The sequence below is a fragment of the Photobacterium toruni genome, from assembly GCF_024529955.1.
Classification (GTDB): Bacteria; Pseudomonadota; Gammaproteobacteria; order Enterobacterales; family Vibrionaceae; genus Photobacterium; species Photobacterium toruni.
This window is the reverse complement of the sequence record NZ_AP024855.1, coordinates 38459-61930: the sequence shown is the minus strand read 5'-3', so window position 1 is coordinate 61930 and position 23472 is coordinate 38459. Positions and strand designations below refer to the sequence as shown.

The window sequence follows — 23472 nt, the reverse complement described above, 5'->3', positions numbered from 1 at the left end:
TGATTGTCACTTCCTATCACTGTATCCGTTATGCGGGATTAGGTATGAATCGATAAAATACGGTTGCTAATGGCGGTATAACCATCGCGATTGAATAAGGGAGGCCATGACTGCCCTTTACTTCAGTTTTAATTGTTGTAATCAGTGAATAATCACTGCCACAATATAGAGAATTATCAGTATTTAATATCAGTTCATATGTTCCCTCTAATGGCACACCAATTCGATATTGTTCTCTTGGAACTGGTGTAAAATTAGACGCAACTAATACCTTATTCTCAACAATATCAAACCGTTCATGCACTAATAAACTGTCATCGGCTGCATCACTAATTCGCCATTCAAAACCAGCAGGATCACAATCTAATTGGTATAGCGCAGGGTAAGCACAATACATATGATTTAAATCTTTAACTAACTGCTTCATACCCTGATGACGTGCAAATTGCAGTAAAAACCATTGCAATTGATCATCATGATTCCATTCCGCCGTCTGCCCAATTTCTGTTCCCATGAAGTTTAATTTTTTGCCTGGCTGACCGTACATATAACCTAAATATGCCCGTAAATTTGCCGTTTGTTGCCACTCATCACCTGGCATTTTATTCATTAACGAGCCTTTACCATAAACCACTTCATCGTGTGATAGTGATAAAATATAGTTCTCACTGAAAGCATAAAGTAACGGCATCGTAATAGTATTATGATGATAACGACGATAAATAGACTCTTCTTTTATATAAGCCAAACTGTCATGCATCCAGCCCATATTCCATTTAAAGCCAAAACCTAAGCCGCCTAAACTTGTTGGTTTAGAAACACCAGGAAAAGCGGTAGATTCTTCAGCTATCATCATCGCATTCGGGTAATGGGAATAAACTTCTTCGTTGATCCAGCGTAATAAACTGATCGCATCATAATTATAATTACCACCATCAGCATTTGGGATCCATTCACCGTCATTACGGGAATAATCTAAATACAACATCGATGCCACAGCATCAACGCGTAAGCCATCAATATGAAAATGCTCAAACCAAAATAATGCATTTGATACTAAAAATTGGCGTACATGATCACGCCCATAATCATAAATATAGCTTTTCCAATCTTGATGCCAACCTCGACGAGGATCGGGATCATTATAAAGTGCTGTACCATCAAAATTAGCAAGGCCATGCTCATCAGCAGGGAAATGAGCAGGAACCCAATCCAACACAACACCCAGCCCAGCTTGATGGCATTGATCAATGAAATATTTAAAATCATCCGGCGAACCAAATCGGCTTGTTGGTGCAAATAAACCAATCGGTTGATAACCCCATGAGCCATGAAATGGATGCTCTGAAACCGGCATTAACTCTAGATGGGTATACCCCATTTCGGTTAGATATGGGATCAATGTTTGAGCCAATTCACGATAGGTATAAAAATCACCATTATCGTGACGTCGCCAAGAGCCTACATGCAATTCATAAAAAGATAATGGTTGCTGATGTTTAGCGGTTACAGGTCGCGTTTGCCACATTTCATCTTGCCATTGGTAACAAGATTGTTGATAAGTTAATGAGCAAAACGACGGATACTGCTCTGCATAATATCCCCAAGGATCAGTCTTATCAGGTAATTGATTACCATACTGATCGCTTAATTGGTATTTATAGCGTTCACCAGCCTGTAGATTAGGAATGAATATTCCCCATAAACCACTATCAATATTAGATTGCTGCAACCGAGTTAATTGACACTCTTTAGCATGCCAGCCATTAAAATCACCAATAACCGCAACACTGGATGCATGCGGGGCGTACACTAAAAAACGAACACCAGCAACAAGCGCACCATTAATCGTAACTTCACGAAATTGAGCTCCCATTTCGTTACACATAGCAGCAGGATCACGTAATAATTCAGCGCAAGGTAATAATGTTACTATTTGATTTAAATCACAGTAAGCAGCCCTTTCGAGCTGCTGTAAATTATCACTGTGAAAAGTCACAGACAAATTCATATAATCCTTTACCTTAATCTGCTTTATAACTCGCTTTTTCACGGGCTTGATTTAAACGCTGAGTTAAACGTTTGATCGTCTCTCGAGTAAAAATATCGTCTAGATTTGTTGATAACTTACGACGCCAGTTTGGATATTCATTAACCGTACCTGGAATATTAACGGGCTTATCCATTTCTAACCAATCTTCTAATTGCAAACTTAATAATGCACTAGAACTGCCCGCTAAATGAACTTGCATTGCCTCACTTAATTCACGATCCATAGGAACGTAAGCTGCATCTAAACCAATATTTTCGGGTAAATTACCATGCCAATTAAGGCTATTTAGAATATGTTGCTTACTCTCTGCACGAGAATTAAAGAGTTGAGTTAACTGTTCACTATTAGGATAAAGCCCTAGTTCTTTGCCCATTTTAAGATCATCACAATGCCAAAAACCACGCAGCGTTGGCATATCATGGGTACATAATGCTGCCATTGATTGTGGTGCATAATGTGCTGGTGAATAGAAACCACCATCTTCTGCGGTTTCAAAGAAAAAGACTTTATAAGAGTGAATACCTGCGGTAGCCAATTTTTCTATAATTTCATCCGGTACTGTACCCAAATCTTCACCGATAACAGTACATTGATGACGATGACTTTCTAATGCAAGAATTGCCATCATGTCATCAACAGGGTAATACATATAAGCGCCCTGTTTGGCAGTTTCACCTTTAGGGATCCACCATAATCGTAATAGACCTAAAACGTGATCAATACGCAGTGCTCCACAATTACGCATATTGGCACGTAATAAATGAATAAAAGGCAAATAAGCCGTTTGTTTTAACACTTCAGGATTTAATGGTGGCAAACCCCAATTTTGACCTAGCGGACCTAAAATATCAGGTGGCGCACCAATACTTACATCTTGACATAGCGCACCATGATCCGCCCACGTCTCAGCACCAGAATCACACACACCAACGGCTAAATCTCGGTACAAACCAAGAGTCATTCCTTTTTCATTTGCTAATTCGTGTACTTCTGCAAGCTGTATATCAGCTAACCACTGCAGATACATATATAATTCAACTTGCTCATATTCTTGAGCAATAAAATCTTGTACTGCTTGGTTGCCAAAGTGACGATATTGCTCAGGGAAAACAGGCCAGCCCCATACATCATCATTCTCTTGCTTTAAATGAGCATGCAACGCATCAAACGTCGCTTGATGTAATAAACTCTCACCACCATCAGAAACAAATTGCAAAAATTGCTTAGCTCTTGCCGTGTGCTTATCCAGATGACGACTAACAAATGTCTGATATAACAACGGTAATACAGCCATTTTTAATGATGAGACTTCGCTGTAATTAACCCAACAAGTATCACGAACCGCATTTAATCGTTGTTGGAATTCAGCACTGCCCACTAATTGCTGAGCTTTATCATTTTGAGCAAATTCAGCAACTGAACTCACATCAATATAAAGCAGGTTTAACCAGCGACGAGATGAAGGGCTATATGGACTCGCACCTTCAGGGTTAGCCGGAAACAGAGAGTGGATCGGATTTAGACCAACAAAATCTCCACCAGCGTTAGCAACATCAATAACTAATTGTTTTAGATCGCCAAAATCACCAATACCCCAGTTATGGCTGGTACGAATAGAATAGAGTTGAACGCTTGTTCCCCATATTTTTTCCTGATTACCACTATTTAACAGCCACTGTTAAATTATCTCCTATACTTTAAGATATTGAAGTATAGGAGTGACGTTATGCCTAAGAATTCAATCCAATTTCAGAAAGGCTTTTCTATACCCGAATTTATGCAAATGTATGGGACAGAAATTCAATGTAGAGAGCGTTTATTTAATATTCGATGGAAAAATGGTTACGTTTGCCCTACCTGTGCTTCTAAAAGTTATTGTGAACTTAAATCGCGGTCATTATATCAATGTAATAAGTGTCACCATCAGACATCATTGACGGCAGGTACTTTATTTTCCCATTCAAAATTACCGTTAACTACTTGGTTTTTAGCTATTTATCTCATCACACAAGATAAAAACAGTATTTCAGCATTAGAGCTAAAGCGTAAATTAGGGGTTTCTTATAACGCAGCATGGCGAATAAAACATAAGCTCATGCAAGTGATGAAAGAGCATGATGATAATCGAAAGTTAGGCAATATCGTGCAATTGGATGATGCATATATTGGAGGTAAACAAAAAGGAAAGCGAGGACGTGGTGCCAAAGGTAAAACACCTTTTGTATCAGCGATCTCTTTGAATGAAGAAGGTCATCCTATTTATATGCGGCTAAGTGTTGTTTCTTGTTTTAAAAAACAAGAAATTACAGATTGGGCTAAAAAGCATTTACAAGAAAAAACGTTAGTCATATCAGATGGTTTACCCTGTTTTAATGGTCTGTTAGCAGCAGATATTATTCATGGTTCATTACCAAAAAATGGTAAAGAACTTCACCAATATGAAGCTGCATTTTATTGGGTCGATACCATGATTGGTAACGTTAAAAATTCGATAAAAGGGACATATCACGCAATTAGAGAAAAGCATATTCCTCGTTATCTTGGTGAATTCTGTTTTCGATTTAATTATCGGTTTCGAGTTGAAGATATATTCAATACGCTAATTAAATGTGGTGCAAAATCACCACCGATGCCAGAGAAATTATTAACGCTGGCTGAGTCTCGGTGGTAATCAGGTATTTTTTTATCATCTAATAATGGCTGTTGTTTATAACAAGCTGTCGGTGCAACAATAAGTGTCATTAAATACGGAGATTTACGACGTTTACGCGTTAATTCAAAATGGTGATAGCCACATGCTAATTCAGGTAATGAAAATACTAAGGGTCCGCCCTCTGATCGTGTATCACTAACCAGTTGAGACTGTAACCAACCTTCAAAAACTTCACCACTTTCTGCGATTAAACGCCAACTAAAATCGCTCACTCTTGCGCTCGCACCTAATTGCAGCTCAATGTGGACAGGCTCACCACTACGAACAACTTTTACATCGGCTAAGACTTCAACACGATTATGTTTAGTACTTGACTCTAATAGCATTTCATCATTACGTACGTCATATCCTAACGCTGCTAATAAATGACGTAACGTTTCGTCTGCAACTGGGGTTTCTTCTCCCCAAGCACTAATATAACTATCAGCAATTCCCGCAGCTTTTGCCACTTGTTTTAATACTTGGCTATCTTTCATTGTTTTCTCCATAAGCGGCAATTATTTCCACTACGATGCTATTTATCACGATCAAATTATTAAAAATTTAATCCGTTAAAAAATAAATATTATAAAATAATAAAAAAAATAATTAGCATTGATGCCAAGTCTGGCATCAATGCAGAATTAATATTACTTAGGCAGTGCAGTTAGTTTCCAAATATTGTTTACATAATCACGAATACTTCTATCAGAACTAAACTTACCTACTAATGCAGTATTTAAAATAGTCTTTTTAACCCACTGAGTTTGATTACGGTATTCCGCATCAATACGATTATGTGCGTTCACATAGTCAGCAAAATCAGCCAGAACTAAATAGGGATCGCCGCCCTCTAATAGGTTATGACGAATATTAGAAAACGCAGCACAATCCGTAACATCAAATTCATTATTATCTAATAAATCAATGGATGCTTTTAATAAACTATCTTGCTCATAATAAGCATGGGGGTTGTAACCCTCAGCTTTTAGTTTTTCAACATCATCAACTAATAAACCAAAGATAAAGATATTGTCATCGCCGACTTCTTCACGGATTTCAACGTTAGCACCATCCATCGTACCAATCGTTAATGCACCATTAAGTGCTAACTTCATATTACCCGTACCAGAGGCTTCTTTACCAGCAGTTGATATTTGTTCTGATACATCTGCCGCAGGAATAATAATTTCAGCTAAGCTAACGCGATAATCAGGCACAAAAACCACTTTCAACTTACCCTCTAAGCGAGGATCGTTATTTACTTTATCGGCTACTTTATTAATGGCATAAATAATATCTTTCGCTAAGGCATAACCCGGTGCTGCTTTAGCTGCAAAAATAAATACTCGAGGATGCATATCAAATGTTGGATCATTTAATAAACGATGGTATAGCGATAATATATGTAATAAATTTAAATGCTGACGTTTATATTCATGTAGCCGTTTAATCTGCACATCAAAAATAGCATTCGTATCTAATTCAATATCCAGATTTTCAGCAACCCAATCAGCAAAACGTTGTTTATTTTGTTTTTTTATCTCAGCAAAACGCTGCTGAAATTTAGTATCATTAGCAAACTGAGAAATTGCTTCTAATTGTTCCAAATGTGCAGGCCACTCAGTACCAATTTTTTCACTAATTAAAGCTGATAATTGTGGATTACAATATTTAAGCCAACGACGAGGCGTAATTCCATTGGTCACATTTTGTAGACGCCCAGGAAATAATTCATCAAACTCTGGGAATAAATCGCGTTTGACTAATTCTGAGTGCAGTGCCGCAACACCATTAACTGCATAAGTACTTGCTACGCAAAGGTTCGCCATACGAACCATCCGCGACTTACCTTCCGCGATAATAGAAAGTTTGCGTTTTACTTCATTATTACCCGGCCATTTAGCTTCAACTTGCACCATTAGACGATGATTTATTTCAAAAATGATCTCTAAATGGCGAGGTAATAATTCCCCAATTAAAGCTTCACTCCATGTTTCTAATGCTTCTGGCAATAAGGTGTGGTTAGTGTAAGCAAAGGTGTTTGAAACAATTTCCCATGCGTCATTCCAACTTAATTTATGCTCATCTAATAACACTCGCATCAACTCTGGAATAGCAATAGTTGGATGGGTATCGTTAAGCTGTATTGCTTCAAATTTTGATAACGACTTAATTTCATGACCATTTTTAAGATGACGACAAATAATATCAGCAATTGAACAAGCACAATGGAAATATTGCTGCGTTAAACGTAATACTTTACCTTGGTCGTGATTATCATTTGGATACAGTATCTTAGTTACATTACCTGCCGCAATTTGTGTTTGCTGTGCGCCAACATAATCACCATCATTAAACTTCGCTAAGTTAAATGGTACAGGAGCTCGACATTCCCATAAACGTAACGGAAATACCGACTGGTTTTGATAACCAATAATAGGTAAATCCCACGCAATACCTTGTAATGTGACCGCAGGATTCCAACGTCGATGCTGCTGTCCTTTTTCATCAGTATAAGTACTAACATCACCATATAGGCCAACAAATTTATTTAACTCTGGACGTTGAACTTCCCAAGGATAGCCCTCAGCGGCACGCCATGCATCGGGTAATTCAATTTGATGACCATCAATAAATGATTGTTGGAATAAACCATATTGATAATGCAAGCCATAACCAACAGAAGGAAATTCTTGAGCTGCTAACGAATCCATAAAACACGCAGCTAAACGACCTAAGCCACCATTGCCTAATGCAGGATCTCGCTCTTGTTCTAATAGATCAGTTAACTGCAAACCAAGTTCAGCAACAGCGTCACTAATTTGTTCATATAAACCAAGACTAATTAAATTATTGCCCGTTAAACGACCAATTAAAAATTCTAATGAAAAGTAGTTAACACTACGCGTTTGTGCATTAGCAACACGCTTTTCTGTTTCAAGTAAGTTACCAGTGCTAATTTCAGCAAGCGCTTTGCCAACAGCTAAATACCAATGCTTATCACTGGCAGTTTCAATATTTTGAGCATAGGTAGTAATTAAATGTTTTTTAACTGAAGCCTTAAATGAGGCTTTATCAAATTGTTGTGTTTGACCACGCTTTTTCATTGTTCTGTCTCACTGTAAGATTTAATTAATTGATTAGTACCTATGCTGCACTGATTCAAACAATCAAACATCATCCTAATAAAAGGATTATGGGGAGGAGGATAAAGGGCGTAGGAAAAACATTGGTAGTCGACGAGCAAAAATCCGTCACCGCATCAACATATTTTGTGAGATAGCTCAAAATTATAGGGATGAGAAAGGTCAGAATGATGAGATATCTTGTTTGTATCGTACCGAGGGTTACAGTACGTCTAAATAGCAATACGTTTATCGTATACGTTTCTATATCTAGCCTTAAATGATGGATCTTTAAAGAGCTTAATTATGTGGATACCTTCTAAACTTACTCGCCCAGCACGATTACACAACGCGATTTTACGACCTCGCCTCCTTGATAATCTGAACCAAGCTAATAATTATCGATTAGTCCTCTTTCGCTCACCAGCGGGTTATGGAAAAACTACCATGGCAGCGCAATGGCTAAAAGATATTCCACATACGGGTTGGTTTAACATTGATGAAAACGACAATGAGAGTTTTCGGTTTGTTAATTATTTTCTGCAAGCAATAAATAAAGCCACTGATAATAGCTGTTTAAAAACTCAAGCAATGGCTGAGCGCCGTCAGTTTGCTTGTATTACTACCTTAATGAATGCTCTTTTTGCTGAATTAGCCGATTATCAAGCATTATGTTACATCGTATTAGATGATTATCATGTTATTGACAATGACAGTATTCATGAAGGAATGCGTTTTTTCTTAAAGCACATGCCTGATAATATTACACTTGTTGTCACCAGTCGTACTGTCCCACCATTAGGAACAGCGAATTTACGTATTCGTGATTTGTTACTTGAAGTCGATCTCGATGGACTTGCTTTTGATGAAGAAGAAACCCAACGCTTTTTTCACCAACGAGTGACTGATCATGTTGAAGGCCAATTACTCAGTAGCTTACGTCAACAAGTTGAAGGCTGGCCATCAGCATTACAATTGATTGCTTTACATGCAAAACAAAAACCGAATTTGTTGGCCGACTCAGCACATTCCTTAGTTAATTTTAATCGTAGCCATTTATGGGATTACTTAGCTGAAGAAGTCTTTGATCAATTGAGTGAAGATATTAAAGATTTTTTATTACATTGCTCAATATTAGACATGTTTAATGCTGAACTCATTACTGAATTAACCGGACGATCTGATGCTTTAGCCATGTTAGAGTCACTCAATCGCTTTGGCTTATTTTTAACACCTTTAGAAGGCGATAATAATTGGTATCGTTTCCATCATTTATTTGCTGAGTTTTTACGCCATCAACGCTATGCCACGATCCCTCAACAACAGTGTAAATTACATGAAAATGCAGCAAACGCATGGATAAAACAGCATAATTATCAACAAGCATTGATTCATGCCCTCAAAAGTGAAAATCAATCATTATTAACCAATTTATTATCAACTCATGGTTGGAGTATGTTCCATCAAGGTGAGTTAAATTTACTTGAAGATGCCATTAATAAACTCAATCAAGACGTTTTATTTGGCTCACCACGTTTATGTTTAATAAAAGCATGGCTCGCACAAAGTCAACATCGTTATAATGATGTTGGCGAACTATTATCACAAAGTGAAGCAGAGCTAATCGCTCGAAAACTAACAATCGATGATGCAATTCAAGGCGAATTTAATGCACTACGTGCGCAAGTTGCTATTAATCAAAGTAAGCCTCAACAAGCACTTAAACTTGCAGAGTTATCGTTAGGACAACTTCCTGCAACAACTTATCGTAGTCGTATTGTTGCAACATCTGTCATAGGGGAAGTTCATCATTGTTTAGGTAATTTAACGCAAGCGTTATCTATGATGCAACAAACTGAAAAAATGGCACGTCAATACCATTTTTATCATCAAGCATTATGGGCATTACTTCAACAATCTGAGATTCTGATTGCTCAAGGTGCTATTCATCATGCATTTGAATTATTAGAGAGCGCCACTAAGCTCATTCAAGAACAGCATTTACAGCAAGTTCCATTACATGAGTTTACTTTACGTTTAAAAGCACAAATTTTATGGTGTTGGCATCGTTTAGATGACGCTGAACAATGTACCCATAAATGCATTGAAATTTTAGCGCCATTTGATAAATCAAAATCATTACATGCCTATTCGATGCTCGCTAGAATTGCAATCTCTAGAGGCGAATTAGATAAGGCAACCCGCTATCTTGATATATGCAATGATTTAGTTAAAAACACCTCATATCATATTGATTGGTTAGCAAACCATGATTTTAGTTGCCTTCTGTATTGGCAGGCTAAAAACGATACTAATGCTATTAAAGACTGGTTGCTATCCATTACACCACCACAATCATATTGTAATCATTTTCAACAATTACACGCCCGTAATATTGTCAGAGCTCATCTCTTATTAAACGAAACAGATCAAGCACAACAGTTACTTAACACCATGCAACAAGCTTGTATTGAACATGATTTACATACAGATCATCATCGCAACGCAATCATTCAAACGGCATTATATAAACAAGCACAACAATCACAACAGGCATTAACTACTTTAAATGAAGTGCTTACTGTCAGTAATCACTCAGGTATGATCAGTGACTTTTTATGCGTTGGCGATGATATCAATGCATTACTTCAAACGCTTGTTGAACATAAAAAATTAGACGAGTTAACACTGCATCGTTGCCAATATTTATTACGAGAAATGACCAGCAAAGAGCGGGCTCGTGTCGTACATTTTGATGAGAATTTTGTTGATAAACTATTAGCTCTACCAAATATTCCAGAACTTATTCGTTCTAGCCCACTCACACAACGTGAATGGCAAGTATTAGGGCTAATTTATGCCGGTTATAGTAATGAGCAAATATCAAATGAACTTGATGTCGCAGCGACAACAATTAAAACCCACATTCGTAATTTGTATCAAAAATTGAACATCATCAATCGCCACCAAGCTATTGAAACTGCTGAAAGTTTATTAAAACTCATTGGATTAGCGGCATAAAAAACCCCCTGCAATAATCACTTATTGCAGGGGGATCACTTACTTTTAGCTGTTATTCTCTAAAAATAACATCCCAAGAAACTAAGCCTTAACAGTATAAAAAACATGGCTTTCTAATCCAGATCCCATGTCTATTTTATAAGTGGGGGTGTTTTTCGCGACACACTCTCCACTCCAAAAATCAAACCAATCTGTCGCATCTTGTGCCTCGAATAGAAGCTCTTTTTCAGTATCATCAATATAATTAAACGCAAAATACAGCTGTTTTACCGAGCCATCAGACTGTGGTAATACTAATTCTGCGGTTGTTAAACGTAAATCTTTAAATACTGCAGCTTGTTGGCTTAATTGCTGACGATGAACTAATTGTAAAAAGCTTTGCTGGGCAAAATGAGTCCATTGCGCTAGTGGATCCCCTGATAATAATAATCCACCAGCGGCTAATAATACGTCGCGATGAAAGAGATAACTTTGGTGATCTGTTTTTTGATTCACAAGATCAATAAGCGTCACACAATCAGGATCAAGATGCCATAAATTTAAATGCTGCCAGCTGCGATAAAACGTCTCTTGCGCTATTTGGCTAAAACGATGATCGTTACGCTCAACATCATCAGAAACGCGCATTGCATCGACTAAACCGAGTGATGGCCACATTGGCGCATTACACCCTAATAGCCAAGCAGTACCAGCCCCTTTTGCAATCGCTTCCATTCCCAAACGATAAGCCATCACCCCAGTACAATCACGTTGATAACGCTGTCCTTTTAATGTACCCCAGTAATTAGCATCAAGCTTAAACAATTCAACGCCCCACTCTTCACGCATTGTCTTTACGACATGAGTTAAATGCGCTTGGACTTGTGGATGAGACGTATCAAGAATATACCAAGGAGTACAACGCCAACCACCATAGGTCACTGTTTCTGCTTTTAATAACTCACCATCATCATAATGACGAACAAACCACTCGGGATGCTGTTTAAAAATAGCAGAGCTAGGCTCTGCAATAAATGGCGCTAACCATATTCCAGGTTTTTTCCCTTGCTGTTTAATATTTGCAATAACCGTTTTAATTCCATCAGTAAAACGTTCAGAGGGGGTTAACCAATCGCCCATATAAGCCTGATAGCCATCGTCAAGTAATACCCACTCAATTGCCGAATTATCGTCATCCATTACGCTTACATTTAGATCAATATCTTGTGCGGAAACCCCAGCATAATAGGCATACCACGAACACCAACCTATCGGTGATGAAAGCTGTTGATTTCGTTTAGGGTGATTGTCATTAATTGCTTGTGCAAAAAGCTGATAAATCTCCTCAAGACTAGTGCCCACAATCGTGATTATATTTTCAAGTGCTAATAAATCAGACTCATTAGCTTGAAATTGACAAGATTCACCATCAACAAAAGCATATACCGCTTGATCATGAATTTCAAAATACCCAGCAAAGCGATGGCATGATGTAAATCCAAATAACGTAAATGTCTTATTTTGTTCAATAACAAGATAGTTATAGTAACGATTCGGCGCATCTTGCGGGTAAATACGGTATTCACTATTGTTATCAGGACAACGACCAATAGCAACAGGTTGCTCAATAGTCCCAGCTGTTTGTGCCAACATTTGAAAACCATCGCCAATAATCGTTTCGGTGCCTTGATAAGGGAAAGTAAACCGTCCAATTTGTGTCTGAGGACTGACTATCTGCAAGTGATTATCTAACTGATAACAAGGAAGAAGTTGTTCATTCTGCAAAGAAATCACAATATGCGCCGCGGGTTGGAAAACAATAGAATTTAGGATACAGGACATCTTATAACTTCAAGAATAATAAAGGATTATCCACTTTACCCGTACTGTACCCCTACAAAATGAGATCGTTTACACAAATTAAGAATTGCAACAAAAGATAATCGAATATTCTGGCTAAAAAAAAGCTCTTTATCTTATTAGACAAAGAGCTTTGCCGCTAATTTTATTACGTAAATGTTATTGAATAACAGCTAAGCCTTGTGAACGAACATTCCCTCGTGGCATAACAAAGACGGCAGGAGTCCATGCAGGAACGGTTAAGACACTGCCGTTAACTGTTGTACCCTTAGCCAAATTCGATTTATATTTATTACTAAGCTCAAACCCAGTCGCGCCAATATCAAACGATTGACTATCAGGGCTCGCATTAATCACAATCGCCATCGCATCAAGTGTTGGATCAATATCTTGCATTCCACGGCCATTATTAATGCCCATAACAATCAGACCCGGTTTTTGCGTAGTGCCTGTATTATAGAAAGCCACCCGCTTAATCACTTCCGTTCCTGTTCCTAATGTTATTAATGGGTAATGCTGGCGTAGATTGGCAAGATCAAGATAATAATCCAGCATTTGTTGGATCTCTTGGTTATTTGGTTTTGCATTTGCGCCACTGCCATCAATGATTTGCTCAATAATAGTATAGTTATCACCATCTTTATCTTTACGTGGTAAGCCTTTATTCCAGTTATTATCTTGCAATGTAAAATCAACGTTATTGTACCAATCACCAGAATCGTAAGAGTCTCTTTGCATTGATTTAGAACGTAATATCTCAGATCCCATATGAGTAAATGGTACACCTTGACCCAACATTGCTGTTGCTAACGACACCGCCTGCATGCGTACTCGTTGATTAGCTGTTACTTCATAAGGGATCTTATATTGTTGATTATCCCATAACGTTTGGTTGTCATGCTTAGAGACGTAATTTTGAATTTCAGTAGGATCTTTTGCATAGCCTGCGGGTTGTCCATTGTAATCAAGTTGATCACCTCGAATACGTTGACCTTGTGCATTCTCAAACTGGAATGCCTTTAGATTGCCAGCCATACCTAAGCGGACTAAATCAGCTGCATGAAGCGCACTTTTTTTGCTGGTTGTGCTCATCTTATTTGGTTGGACATAAGCACCATTACCAAAACCTTGGTTTTCTCGCAGAGCATTGCCACTATCAAATGGACCACCACCACGAACAGCATCACGAAGACGATCAGAGAAGCTACCAATACCCGTTCCTGCTAGGTGAGGCTGCGTTGCCTGAATAAATAAACGGTCATTTTCAACCTCGCCAAAATTCCAACCTTCACCGTAAAAATATGTTTTAGGATCCACAGCTTGTACTGCAGCTAATGCATCTTTCATTTGCGCTAAAGGATGATGTCCCATGAGATCAAATCGAAACGCATCAATTTTATAATCACGTGACCATACCACCAGCGAGTCTTTAATCAGCTTCGCCATCATCGCGTGTTCTGGTGCCGTGTTTGAACAACAAGTGGAATTTTCTACTGCACCCGTTGTTGGATTTAAGCGGTTGTAATACCAAGGAACAATTTTATCTAATACCGAAGTATCACTTAGCGGGCCTGCAGAATTAGTATGGTTATAAACGACATCCATCACCACATTCATCTTAATATCTTGCTTAACCGCTTTAACCATTTCTCGCATTTCTAAAATACGGGTTTTGCCTTCAGCATTTGTGGCATAAGAACCTTCAGGTGCTGTGTAATGAAAAGGATCATAACCCCAGTTAAAGCTATCAGTTTCCGAGATTAGTCGATTGAGCATCTGGACTTTAGGGTTTTTTTCATTATCGCTATTTTGTTCACGAACAAGCACTTCAGCAATGGTTAAATTACTATTACAATCACCACTGAATAATGAGCTAGCTACCTTTGGATTAACTTGACATAACGTAGAGAAAGGTTGATCGATATTAGCAACCTGTTGTGGATCTTCATTAATGGTCGCAATATCAAACACAGGTAATAAATGCAGGTGTGTTACACCATTATCACTCAATTTTTTAAGGTGATTAACGGGTACAGAGTCAGCCTGTGTAAACGCTTTAAACTTACCTCGATACGCCGCTTTGGTCGATTGATCATGCGCACTAAAATCACGTACATGGGCTTCATAAATGACAAAAGAACTTGGATTTGATTGATCTCTTGGACGCGCTAATTCATCCCACCCTTCAGGTTTTAAGGTTGGATCGTTTAAGTTAACGACTTGGCTATATGTAGAATTCATCGCTAAACTTAATGAATAAGGATCTGTAACTTGGTATTGCTCAATATTGCCAGATACTGGATGGTATACATTAACTAAATAACGATAATACGTTCCATCTTTTGCTTTATCTGTAACAGAAGACCAAACACCTGACTGCGAATCAAAATCCATCTGCAATCGCCCCAGTTCTTTCTTTTCATCATTAAATAAAACCAGAACAATATTTTGCGCGGTCGGAGCCCATAATTTAAATTGCACTCCACTATCCGTCACTGTTGCACCTAGTTGTGCTGATTGTGCTTTAGTTGCAAACAGTTGATCGAGCGCCCCTGCCGATTGAATCTTAGTGCCTGCTAATACTGTGCCTTGTTTATCAACCGCTAACACAACATTTTCAGCTTTAACAATGGATCGCATATCTACATCATTAGGAATGCTATAAGCTTGTTGACCCGCAAGATAAGGGAAACGCGTTTCTTGTTGTGCAGTTAATTCAATCGGCTCTAGTACAATATAATCCGCAGTATATTGATAACTCTCGTTAGGCTGAATACCGCCTTTTAATGATACATACATCCGTACTTGTTCAGCATTACTCGCACCATTCCACACTAACGTATTTGTACCAATAAGGTGAGCTTCAGCATTAGCCACACCAGACATAACAATAAATGCTTCTTCACGCGAATTTTTAGCCTTGGTATCACCCGCTATGTATGATGCGGTACGATCAGGTATTTGAGTGAAATCTAATCGAATATCGCCCCCTAACGGATTAGTTAGCTTGTCATCTCGCAAAATGAAATTAATACAATTACTGTTGCCATCTTTAAGATTAATCTTCCAATACGGTCCTAAGTTATCAACGCCTGTTGGTGAATTTTGAGTATTATTCCATGATCCATTCACCATATTATTTGCCGCGCGATCACATTGTTCATTGTTCCAGATATGAAGACTATAATTAGCAAAGTTATTACTACGGCTTGTTCCTGATTTAGCAACATAATAAACCACGGCCTCGCCATCTTTAGCTTGTATAGGCTCTGATACTTCACCAACACTATTTAGCGTTGCTGTAGGACCATTTGTTGGTGGTAATTCAATCGCAATCTTAGGCGGATTTGTGGTATCAAAATAGACGCTATCATCAACCGCCTTTGACGATGAACTATCATTACAGCCACTAATAGCGAGGGTGGCAATAATAGATAAGATGGAAGACGAGAGTAATGAACGCTTATAAATCATGCTAATATCCTTATGGAACATATTGAAATTGCATGCATCATAAGAAAAGGCAATCACTACACATTGTGATGAAAAGCATTAAATGACCAAAATAATAATGGCTTTTTATTTTTTATTCACAACCAATCACATTCTGTAGGGCTACAAAAACGACAGTTGTTAGCCCTCAACATCACTAATAAAATTAATCTTTTTGTTTATTTCTAGAACACGCTAAAAAATCAGATTATTGGGACGATACTATTTTTGTACTCGTTGCAGATCATGATTCACGCGCTTATGGTGATCAAATCGTACCAATAGACTGCTTCCATATTCCTGCGGTAATTTTTGGTGGCGGTATATCTGTATATGAAGATAATCAATTAGCCAGTCAGATCGATTTACCACCAACGTTATTATCAATGGCTGGTATTAATGCCTATCATCCAATGATGGGTAATGATCTCACCAAAGAAGTCGAACCACATAAGCAAAGAGCTATTATGCAATACCACCATAACTTTGCGTGGCTAAACAAAGATAATCATGCTGTCGTCTTTCAACCAAACAAAGACGTAATGACCTTTCACTATGAACCAACAACTCATGTCCTAGTACCACATGAATTACCAACCAATGAAATAAAAGTCGCTAATGCCTGTGCGTTATGGGGAAGTTTGTCTTATAAGCAAGATTTCTATCAATGGGATAAAATAAAGTCTACACAAACTAAAAGCACTAAAGATTAATATATTCTCGCCTCTTAGTTTTAATTTATCAAAATTAAGAGGCTTTTTTTATCCCACAAAAATATTGAAATAAAGTTAATACTATAAAATATATCAACCATATCCATACTCTTTTTATAAACGTAATATATTTTACCTTACTAAAAACAATTTTATAAAATATTGAATATTTATTATATTTAACCAACGCCCAATAATCTTTACTTTTTGACCTGCTGGTTTACTGAGTAAAAACGTATACCATTCAAACCATCATAATAATTTCTTATTAAGGTAATAATTACTATTAATTATTATTATCAAACTAATGACGTTAATATTCCTGCGATAACAAGTAAGTTATTCATAAAATATTTATAGATTTATAAAAAGGAAAGTATGAAAAGTATAAACACACTAACGAAATATATTTTAATATTTATGTTATTAGGAATAGGTATTGGATTTATTATTAATCAATCATTTGAACCAAAAACACAACAATCTTGGTCTGATAACATCACATTACTCACCGATATTTTTTTGAATTTAATCAAAATGGTTATCGCACCATTAATATTTTGCACATTAACCTCTGGAATAATGAAATTAAAAGATATATCAGCCATTCGCAATATTGGTGGACGGGCTATTTCTTGGTTTATTGTTGCATCGGTATTATCAATATTCATTGGCTTGATCATGGTTGTATTAATCAAACCCGGTTCAGGTATGAACTTAATTTCAACCAATGTCCAATCACTGAATATTGATACCAATAGTTTATCTTTTAGATCATTCATTTCTCATATGATACCAACCAGTATTGTTGGTGCGATGGCGAGTAATCAGATATTACAAATTGTCATTTTTTCTTTATTTTTTGGTATCGCAGGAGCATCTATTCCTCAACAACAAAATGAACAATTGGTATCATTATTAGAAGCTATTTCTAATACAATGCTAAAAGTGACCAATATTGTAATGCTGTTTGCCCCTTTTGCTATTTTTGCTTCTATTTCAGCTATTATTGCCACTCAAGGTTTGAATGTTCTTTTAAATTACACGCAATTTATTTTTGGGTTTTACACAACCATTTTAATTACTAGTCTGATATTAATTGGTCTTGGTTATATCTTTATTAAGCAACAAGTGGTCACCTTAGTCTCAATGCTAAAAGACCCTATTTTAATTGCTTTCTCTACTACAAGTTCTGAAGCTGCCTACCCTAAGACATTGGAACAATTAATTAAATTTGGCTGTTCTAAGAATTTAGCATCTTTTGTACTGCCGTTGGGATACTCTTTTAATCTCGTTGGTTCAATGTGTTACTGCTCTTTTTCAGCCATGTTTATTGCTCAAGCATATAACATTTCATTGTCAAACTCAGAGATATTTACTTTAATGCTAACTTTAATGCTGGCATCAAAAGGCATCGCAGGCGTTCCTCGTTCAGCGCTTGTTGTATTAGCAGCAACACTACCAAACTTCCATATTCCAGCATCGGGGATCCTATTGTTAATGGGGATCGATCATATTTTAGATATGGGTCGTTCAGCCATCAACGTCTTAGGTAACGGTATTACAACAGCGGTGATCTCTCATAATATCGAAGGATTACCCAATCAAGATCTTGATTTAGACGATCCTTTACTTGAAGGGACAAAAATGAATGGGTAATAGTTAACAAATCTAACCGATTCCATTTTAAAAAGGGTTGTTTCGCAACCCTTTTTTATTTCTTTTCAATTACTGCTCACCCACGTATATTTAGCCCACTTTTTTACCGACCTTTCACTCGAATCTCAAAGCATAAAGGAGTATGCCATGCCTCAAACAATAACATCATTACTTATCATTGATCCTCAATACGACTTTTATGATGTTCCATTACATGAGCAACTCACTTTAGACGCACACTCAACGACAATCTCTCCCTCTCTTCCTGTTCCTCATTCATGGGAAGATGCTCAACAACTTGCGACATTTATTAATAAGCAACGAAATAACATCAACACTATCGTTGTAACCCTTGATAGCCACCATGAATACGATATTGCTCATGCGCTTTATTGGCAAAATAAGCATGGTCAACATCCAGCACCTTTTACCCTTATTAGCCATCAAAATATAATCGATGGATTATGGCAACCGACCAATTTAGCACTACTTGATCACGTCCTTAAATATACTCAAGCCCTTGAGCAAACAGGTAAATACAGCCTTATTATCTGGCCAACCCACTGTGTTATTGATTCCGTAGGACATACCATTGTTGCTCCAATTCAAGCAGCGATTGATGCTTGGGAAAAACAGACTGCACTGTTACAGCGCACCCTATCTAAAGGTGAAAATCCACATACTGAGCACTATGGTGGTTGTGAAGCTGAATACCCACTACACGATGATATAAAGACCCAATTTGATCCCCAACTAACGACATTAGTTTTACAGAGTGATCGCGTCTTTATTTCAGGACAAGCCCTATCTCACTGTGTTGCCAGTACAGTAGAACAAATGGTTGATAAACTATCACCAGCTAATATTAATAAATTAACAATCCTTATTGATACCACCAGCCCTGTCGCTGGCTTTGAACAACAAGCACAAGCTTTTATTGAAAGAATGATCACTTTAGGTGTCAATATCGCAAATACAACGGATATTATTGCCGATTAAATAGTAATAAAAAATCAGGTAAGACAATGCCACTTATTGTCACTATGTGCCTTTAATTCTCACGATATGTAGTTTAGTATATATCGTATATTTACTGATTTATCTATTCACATAGAGATTATATGTTGTATTTTTCTGATCAAGAACTTGATGCGCTTTTACTTGAAGATGCCTACCGAGGCGATCTTACCACTCGCACGCTTGGCATTAGTAAGCACATGGGAAAAATGGTATTTAAAAGAAAACAAGCAGGACGCGTTGCTGGTATTGAGATAGCTACAGCATTACTCATCAAACTGGGGCTACAGCCTATTATTCATGTTGCAAGTGGTGAAGATGTAACTCCCAATACTGTATTGATTGAAGTCGAAGGAAAAGCAGAACAATTACATATGGGATGGAAGGCGGTTCAACTGGTACTTGAATGGAGTTGTGGTGTCGCACAATATACTGCAGCAATGGTCGCCCAAGTGAAAAGTATTAATCCCCACGCCATTATTGCCTGCACCAGAAAAAGTATTCCGGGAACGCGCAAACTAGCAACCGCAGCAGTATTAGCAGGAGGTGGGCATATTCACCGCTCAGGTCTTAGTGAAACCATTTTAGTCTTTACTAACCATCGTCGTCTCTGCGCCGAACCAAATAACTTTGAGCTACAAATCAATCAACTCCGCCAACAAGCACCAGAAAATAAAATTACTGTCGAAGCAGATACACTTGATCAAGTTGCTGCAATCCTAAAAGGCGCACCTGATATTATTCAACTTGATAAATTTACTACCGAGCAAGTTAGCCAAGCAATAAGACAACTCACACAATCAGGCTCACCGACCATACTATCTGTTGCTGGCGGCATCAATATCAGCAATGCTAAACAATACGCACAAACGGGTGTGAATTTATTAATAACCTCCGCACCTTATTATGCTGAGCCTGAAGATATCAAAGTTATTATCACTCCTGTCTAATTCTAGAGAGTAATAACAACACAGCCATTGCAATTACTTTTCCAAATTTATAATGCTATGGCTGTCCTATTTTTAGAAACTCTATATACATTGCAGCTAACGTTGTTAAATCACGTTCAGCAGCCTCTAATACCGCTTCATTGTTGATATTGAGCTTATTAACAAGAACCGTACTATTTTCGTAAGTATATGGATCTTGTGTTGTGCCATATTTATCAGCCATTGAGCGCCTCTAACGAATTTACGTTTGAGTATTTGTTTAACAAAATTTGACGTTGTTGCTCTCTGTCGAGTGATAAATCAAAATTACTAGCAACATCATGCCCTTCTAAACGCATACTTTCTTTAAAGTTATCCATTTTAACTTGCTCGAAATAGGCATGCTTTTCTTCGTAAGAAGAAAGCATTGAATTACTTGGCATGACTAAATCAATATCATTAAGTTGAGACTGGATCGCTTTCCCTGATTCAAAAACACCCCAGCTATTAATAGAAAAACGGAAGGTTCGACCTTGGCGCTCTCTTTGAATGTTTAAGCCTAAATTTTCAACTAATGAATTAACTACGGATTGTACTTTACGTTCAGAAATCCCAGTTGCAGCCACGATAGCTTGAGTATTTGGAGATTCCAATCGTGTCATTGCAGCTAAAACTAATAATTCGTACTTCATGCTGACCTCGCACATTTATGCGGAAATAATATTAGTCTACGACTCAAAGGGAATGATTACCATATTTGAAAGCTAAATTAACAAAGAAGCAGTTAACGCCTACATAACACGTTTGCTACAATACAGACCTAGCTGAATTTTAACGCCTTACTCACTGAAACTAAAGGCAAACTGACAACGCCGAGTGTAGCAAATCGTGTTGATGCACTTGTTAACTACGTGCCAAAGTGACACAAAACTTGTCAACGTATAATAATTAAACTACAATTCATTTGTGCCACTTTGACACTGAATGGAGATTATTATGGCAACTGCATTACCTCGTATTACAGCGCGTGTAGATATTGATACACAAGAACTACTGTCTCAAGCTGCAGCTATTGCTGGTATGTCTAGCATTAACTCATTTGTGCTTAGTGCGGCTGTAGAAAAAGCTAAAACTATTATGGAACGTGAACGTGCTCTACAACTAAGTCAGCAAGATGCTATGACGTTAATGACAGCGTTAGACCAACCAGCTAAACCAAATAGCAAATTACAAAAAGCCGCTTCACGCTATATGGATAAAACTCAATAATGAATACTGTCCAATTAGAAAAAGCTAAACATGACCGAAATCGTTTTGATTGTGGCATTACCGCACTCAATAATTACTTAAAAGTTATGGCAAGCCAACAAGCTAAGAAAGACAATACTCGTACTTTTGTTCTTGAAGATAACCAATGTCCTGAGCACATTATTGGTTATTACACATTAACCATGACACCCATTGATATTCAGGATTTACCTCCTAAATTACAGAAGAAACATCACACTGTAACTTCGGGTGGTTTGATTGCCCGCTTAGCCGTTGACCATAGATACAAAGGTCTGGGTTTCGGTGAGTGGCTTTTGATTGATGCGCTTAGAAAACTATTAATGGCAAGTGAAACAATCGCCTTCCCTGTCGTCATTGTTGATGCAAAAGATGGCGCTGAATATTTCTATAAAAAATACGGCTTTACCGCATTCAAAGACGCTAATAACAAACTGTTTATTACAATTGCAGACATTAGAGCTAGTATCGGTGAATTAATTTAAACCGAGAAGCAGTTAACGCCGCAATAACACGTGCTGAACGCCTTACTTACCAAACTCAATTATACTCTAAACCGCGAATGCCGAGTGTAATAAGCATCGTGTTGATTGCTTTGTTATACCGTTACTTAATCTACCTTTTCAACAGCTTTCGCCCCTAAGACAGCTAAACCACCAAGTAAAATTGACCAACCTAGAAATTTTGCAAATTTAGGATTCTCGGAACATAGACCAACTAAGGCTATTCCTGCACCAGCGCCTACTACACCGACAGTAACCTGTGTAGATGTTACCTTTAATCCTGTTGCCCACTTAACAAAGTGCTCACAGTTCTTAGATGTTACGGAATAAGGCCATAGACCAATTTGAGACCTAGCATCCGATAACACCTTAGATATAGGTTTAGAAAATTTAGCGTTTGTAACGTAGGTCTTTTTACCTTGGGTAACATCATGCCAAGGTTCTTCTTGAACTGTCCCATTTCTTTGTGTTGCGGATATTAATAGCGGTGTTCCTTTAGTACATACTTTGTCAGTAACAATAGACCAATGTTGGTAAACACCAAAATCTGATACAAGAACATCACCAGGTTTTACAGATATAGTTTTCAAAATTTAATCCTTTAAAATATTAACCTTTTATATATTGTGGCTATTGGCGTAATTTCAAGGTATTTGACGCAAAAAGAAACGGTATAACGCCTGCATAACACGTTTGCTACGATACAGACTTAACTGAATTTTACTGCCTTAATCACTGAAATTAAAGGCAAACTGACAACGCCGAGTGTAGCAAATCGTGTTGATGCATTTGTTGAACGAAGCCGCTGCGCGGCAGAGTAAAGCAGACAGCGATTAAGCTACCTTTAATACTCCTTATAATGGAGTATTTATGATGAATAACGAACAACAACAACGTTCAGATTATCTTTATGAACAACATGTTACCCACCTAACCTTGCAAGGTAAACGTCCAGCCACGATTGATGGTTATAGTCGTGCACTTCGTCGCATTACTCACCATTTAGATAAATCACCTGATACGTTAACCACTGATGATCTCAAGCGATACTTTGCTCAACTGATTAAAACCCATTCATGGAGCACAGTCAGAATTGATCAAAATGGATTACGAAAGTTATGGGTGTCCTATGTTTTGAT

15 protein-coding genes and 4 pseudogenes are annotated in these 23472 nt (G+C 37.6%); 10 read left to right on the top strand and 9 right to left on the bottom strand.

Annotation, left to right across the window (positions count from 1 at the left end; translation table 11 throughout):
• Positions 1-28: 28 nt before the first annotated feature.
• Both glgB and malQ read right to left on the bottom strand, forming a co-directional pair.
• Entirely contained in the window at positions 29-2011 is a 1983-nt protein-coding gene (gene glgB, locus OC457_RS14425; RefSeq protein WP_080174031.1) for a 1,4-alpha-glucan branching protein GlgB, read from the bottom strand.
• A 13-nt stretch (positions 2012-2024) separates the two neighbouring features.
• A pseudogene (gene malQ, locus OC457_RS14420) lies at positions 2025-3704 on the bottom strand (4-alpha-glucanotransferase); the annotation flags it as partial.
• Between the two features lie 75 nt (positions 3705-3779).
• Between malQ and OC457_RS14415 the strand changes: the two are divergent.
• On the top strand, positions 3780-4724 hold the full coding sequence (locus tag OC457_RS14415; protein WP_080176628.1) for an IS1595-like element ISPma1 family transposase: 945 nt from the start codon (positions 3780-3782) through the stop codon (positions 4722-4724).
• Positions 4725-4729: 5 nt separating this feature from the next.
• Here the strand turns inward: OC457_RS14415 and OC457_RS14410 are convergent.
• Both OC457_RS14410 and OC457_RS14405 read right to left on the bottom strand, forming a co-directional pair.
• A pseudogene (locus OC457_RS14410) lies at positions 4730-5242 on the bottom strand (4-alpha-glucanotransferase); the annotation flags it as partial.
• Positions 5243-5395: 153 nt separating this feature from the next.
• Positions 5396-7855, bottom strand: coding sequence for a glycogen/starch/alpha-glucan phosphorylase (locus OC457_RS14405; protein WP_080174029.1), 2460 nt, complete (start codon positions 7853-7855; stop codon positions 5396-5398).
• 324 nt (positions 7856-8179) lie between these two features.
• On the opposite strand from OC457_RS14405, the gene malT reads away from it, so the two are divergent.
• Positions 8180-10894 carry an HTH-type transcriptional regulator MalT gene (gene malT / locus OC457_RS14400; RefSeq protein WP_080174028.1) on the top strand — a complete coding sequence of 905 codons (2715 nt, stop codon included), beginning with the start codon at positions 8180-8182 and terminating at the stop codon, positions 10892-10894.
• Between the two features lie 81 nt (positions 10895-10975).
• Here the strand turns inward: malT and OC457_RS14395 are convergent, their stop codons facing one another.
• Both OC457_RS14395 and pulA read right to left on the bottom strand, forming a co-directional pair.
• Positions 10976-12715 (bottom strand): glycoside hydrolase family 36 protein, encoded by a 1740-nt coding sequence (locus OC457_RS14395; protein WP_080174027.1) that lies wholly within the window; start codon positions 12713-12715, stop codon positions 10976-10978.
• A 177-nt stretch (positions 12716-12892) separates the two neighbouring features.
• Complete coding sequence (pulA, locus tag OC457_RS14390) at positions 12893-16207, bottom strand: pullulanase-type alpha-1,6-glucosidase (RefSeq protein ID WP_080174026.1); 3315 nt, start codon at positions 16205-16207, stop codon at positions 12893-12895.
• Between the two features lie 212 nt (positions 16208-16419).
• On the opposite strand from pulA, the pseudogene OC457_RS20925 reads away from it, so the two are divergent.
• From OC457_RS20925 to modD, 5 genes and pseudogenes are all read left to right on the top strand, one after another.
• A pseudogene (locus OC457_RS20925) lies at positions 16420-16611 on the top strand (sulfatase-like hydrolase/transferase); the annotation flags it as partial.
• On the top strand, positions 16612-16938 hold the full coding sequence (locus OC457_RS14385; RefSeq protein ID WP_080174025.1) for a hypothetical protein: 327 nt from the start codon (positions 16612-16614) through the stop codon (positions 16936-16938). It abuts the pseudogene before it with no gap.
• A gap of 378 nt (positions 16939-17316) precedes the next feature.
• Positions 17317-18597, top strand: coding sequence for a dicarboxylate/amino acid:cation symporter (locus OC457_RS14380; protein ID WP_080174024.1), 1281 nt, complete (start codon positions 17317-17319; stop codon positions 18595-18597).
• 147 nt (positions 18598-18744) lie between these two features.
• Entirely contained in the window at positions 18745-19596 is an 852-nt protein-coding gene (locus tag OC457_RS14375) for a hypothetical protein (RefSeq protein WP_080174023.1), read from the top strand.
• A 122-nt stretch (positions 19597-19718) separates the two neighbouring features.
• The gene (modD, locus tag OC457_RS14370) at positions 19719-20564 is read left to right on the top strand and encodes a ModD protein (RefSeq protein ID WP_080174022.1); all 846 of its coding nucleotides are present in this window, start codon (positions 19719-19721) and stop codon (positions 20562-20564) included.
• Positions 20565-20619: 55 nt separating this feature from the next.
• On the opposite strand, the gene OC457_RS14365 is transcribed toward modD, so the two are convergent.
• Entirely contained in the window at positions 20620-20787 is a 168-nt protein-coding gene (locus OC457_RS14365; protein WP_235866910.1) for a hypothetical protein, read from the bottom strand.
• Complete coding sequence (locus OC457_RS14360; protein WP_012535201.1) at positions 20780-21235, bottom strand: YhfG family protein; 456 nt, start codon at positions 21233-21235, stop codon at positions 20780-20782. The genes OC457_RS14365 and OC457_RS14360 overlap by 8 nt, the downstream gene beginning before the upstream one ends.
• Positions 21236-21539: 304 nt before the next feature.
• Here OC457_RS14360 and OC457_RS14355 point away from each other — a divergent pair, with 304 nt between their 5' ends.
• Both OC457_RS14355 and OC457_RS14350 read left to right on the top strand, forming a co-directional pair.
• Positions 21540-21812: a type II toxin-antitoxin system TacA family antitoxin gene (locus OC457_RS14355; RefSeq protein ID WP_017018730.1), complete on the top strand. Its 273-nt coding sequence runs from the start codon at positions 21540-21542 to the stop codon at positions 21810-21812.
• Positions 21809-22315 carry a GNAT family N-acetyltransferase gene (locus OC457_RS14350; protein ID WP_210436072.1) on the top strand — a complete coding sequence of 169 codons (507 nt, stop codon included), beginning with the start codon at positions 21809-21811 and terminating at the stop codon, positions 22313-22315. The genes OC457_RS14355 and OC457_RS14350 overlap by 4 nt, the downstream gene beginning before the upstream one ends.
• Positions 22316-22440: 125 nt before the next feature.
• Here the strand turns inward: OC457_RS14350 and OC457_RS14345 are convergent, their stop codons facing one another.
• Positions 22441-22923 (bottom strand): lecithin retinol acyltransferase family protein, encoded by a 483-nt coding sequence (locus tag OC457_RS14345; protein WP_080174020.1) that lies wholly within the window; start codon positions 22921-22923, stop codon positions 22441-22443.
• A gap of 283 nt (positions 22924-23206) precedes the next feature.
• Between OC457_RS14345 and OC457_RS14340 the strand changes: the two are divergent.
• Positions 23207-23446 (top strand): annotated as a pseudogene (locus OC457_RS14340) (phage integrase N-terminal SAM-like domain-containing protein); the annotation flags it as partial.
• Positions 23447-23472 lie beyond the last annotated feature (26 nt).

What these genes read in the sequence shown, in the direction of transcription:
- malT (WP_080174028.1), top strand. Translation starts at nt 8,180, where the DNA reads ATGTGGATACCTTCTAAACTTACTCGCCCAGCACGATTACACAACGCG.
- OC457_RS14355 (WP_017018730.1), top strand. Translation starts at nt 21,540, where the DNA reads ATGGCAACTGCATTACCTCGTATTACAGCGCGTGTAGATATTGATACA.
- OC457_RS14360 (WP_012535201.1), bottom strand. Translation starts at nt 21,235, where the DNA reads ATGAAGTACGAATTATTAGTTTTAGCTGCAATGACACGATTGGAATCT.
- pulA (WP_080174026.1), bottom strand. Translation starts at nt 16,207, where the DNA reads ATGATTTATAAGCGTTCATTACTCTCGTCTTCCATCTTATCTATTATT.
- OC457_RS14380 (WP_080174024.1), top strand. Translation starts at nt 17,317, where the DNA reads ATGAAAAGTATAAACACACTAACGAAATATATTTTAATATTTATGTTA.
- OC457_RS14395 (WP_080174027.1), bottom strand. Translation starts at nt 12,715, where the DNA reads ATGTCCTGTATCCTAAATTCTATTGTTTTCCAACCCGCGGCGCATATT.
- modD (WP_080174022.1), top strand. Translation starts at nt 19,719, where the DNA reads ATGTTGTATTTTTCTGATCAAGAACTTGATGCGCTTTTACTTGAAGAT.
- OC457_RS14365 (WP_235866910.1), bottom strand. Translation starts at nt 20,787, where the DNA reads ATGGCTGATAAATATGGCACAACACAAGATCCATATACTTACGAAAAT.
- OC457_RS14375 (WP_080174023.1), top strand. Translation starts at nt 18,745, where the DNA reads ATGCCTCAAACAATAACATCATTACTTATCATTGATCCTCAATACGAC.
- OC457_RS14415 (WP_080176628.1), top strand. Translation starts at nt 3,780, where the DNA reads ATGCCTAAGAATTCAATCCAATTTCAGAAAGGCTTTTCTATACCCGAA.
- OC457_RS14405 (WP_080174029.1), bottom strand. Translation starts at nt 7,855, where the DNA reads ATGAAAAAGCGTGGTCAAACACAACAATTTGATAAAGCCTCATTTAAG.
- glgB (WP_080174031.1), bottom strand. Translation starts at nt 2,011, where the DNA reads ATGAATTTGTCTGTGACTTTTCACAGTGATAATTTACAGCAGCTCGAA.
- OC457_RS14385 (WP_080174025.1), top strand. Translation starts at nt 16,612, where the DNA reads ATGGCTGGTATTAATGCCTATCATCCAATGATGGGTAATGATCTCACC.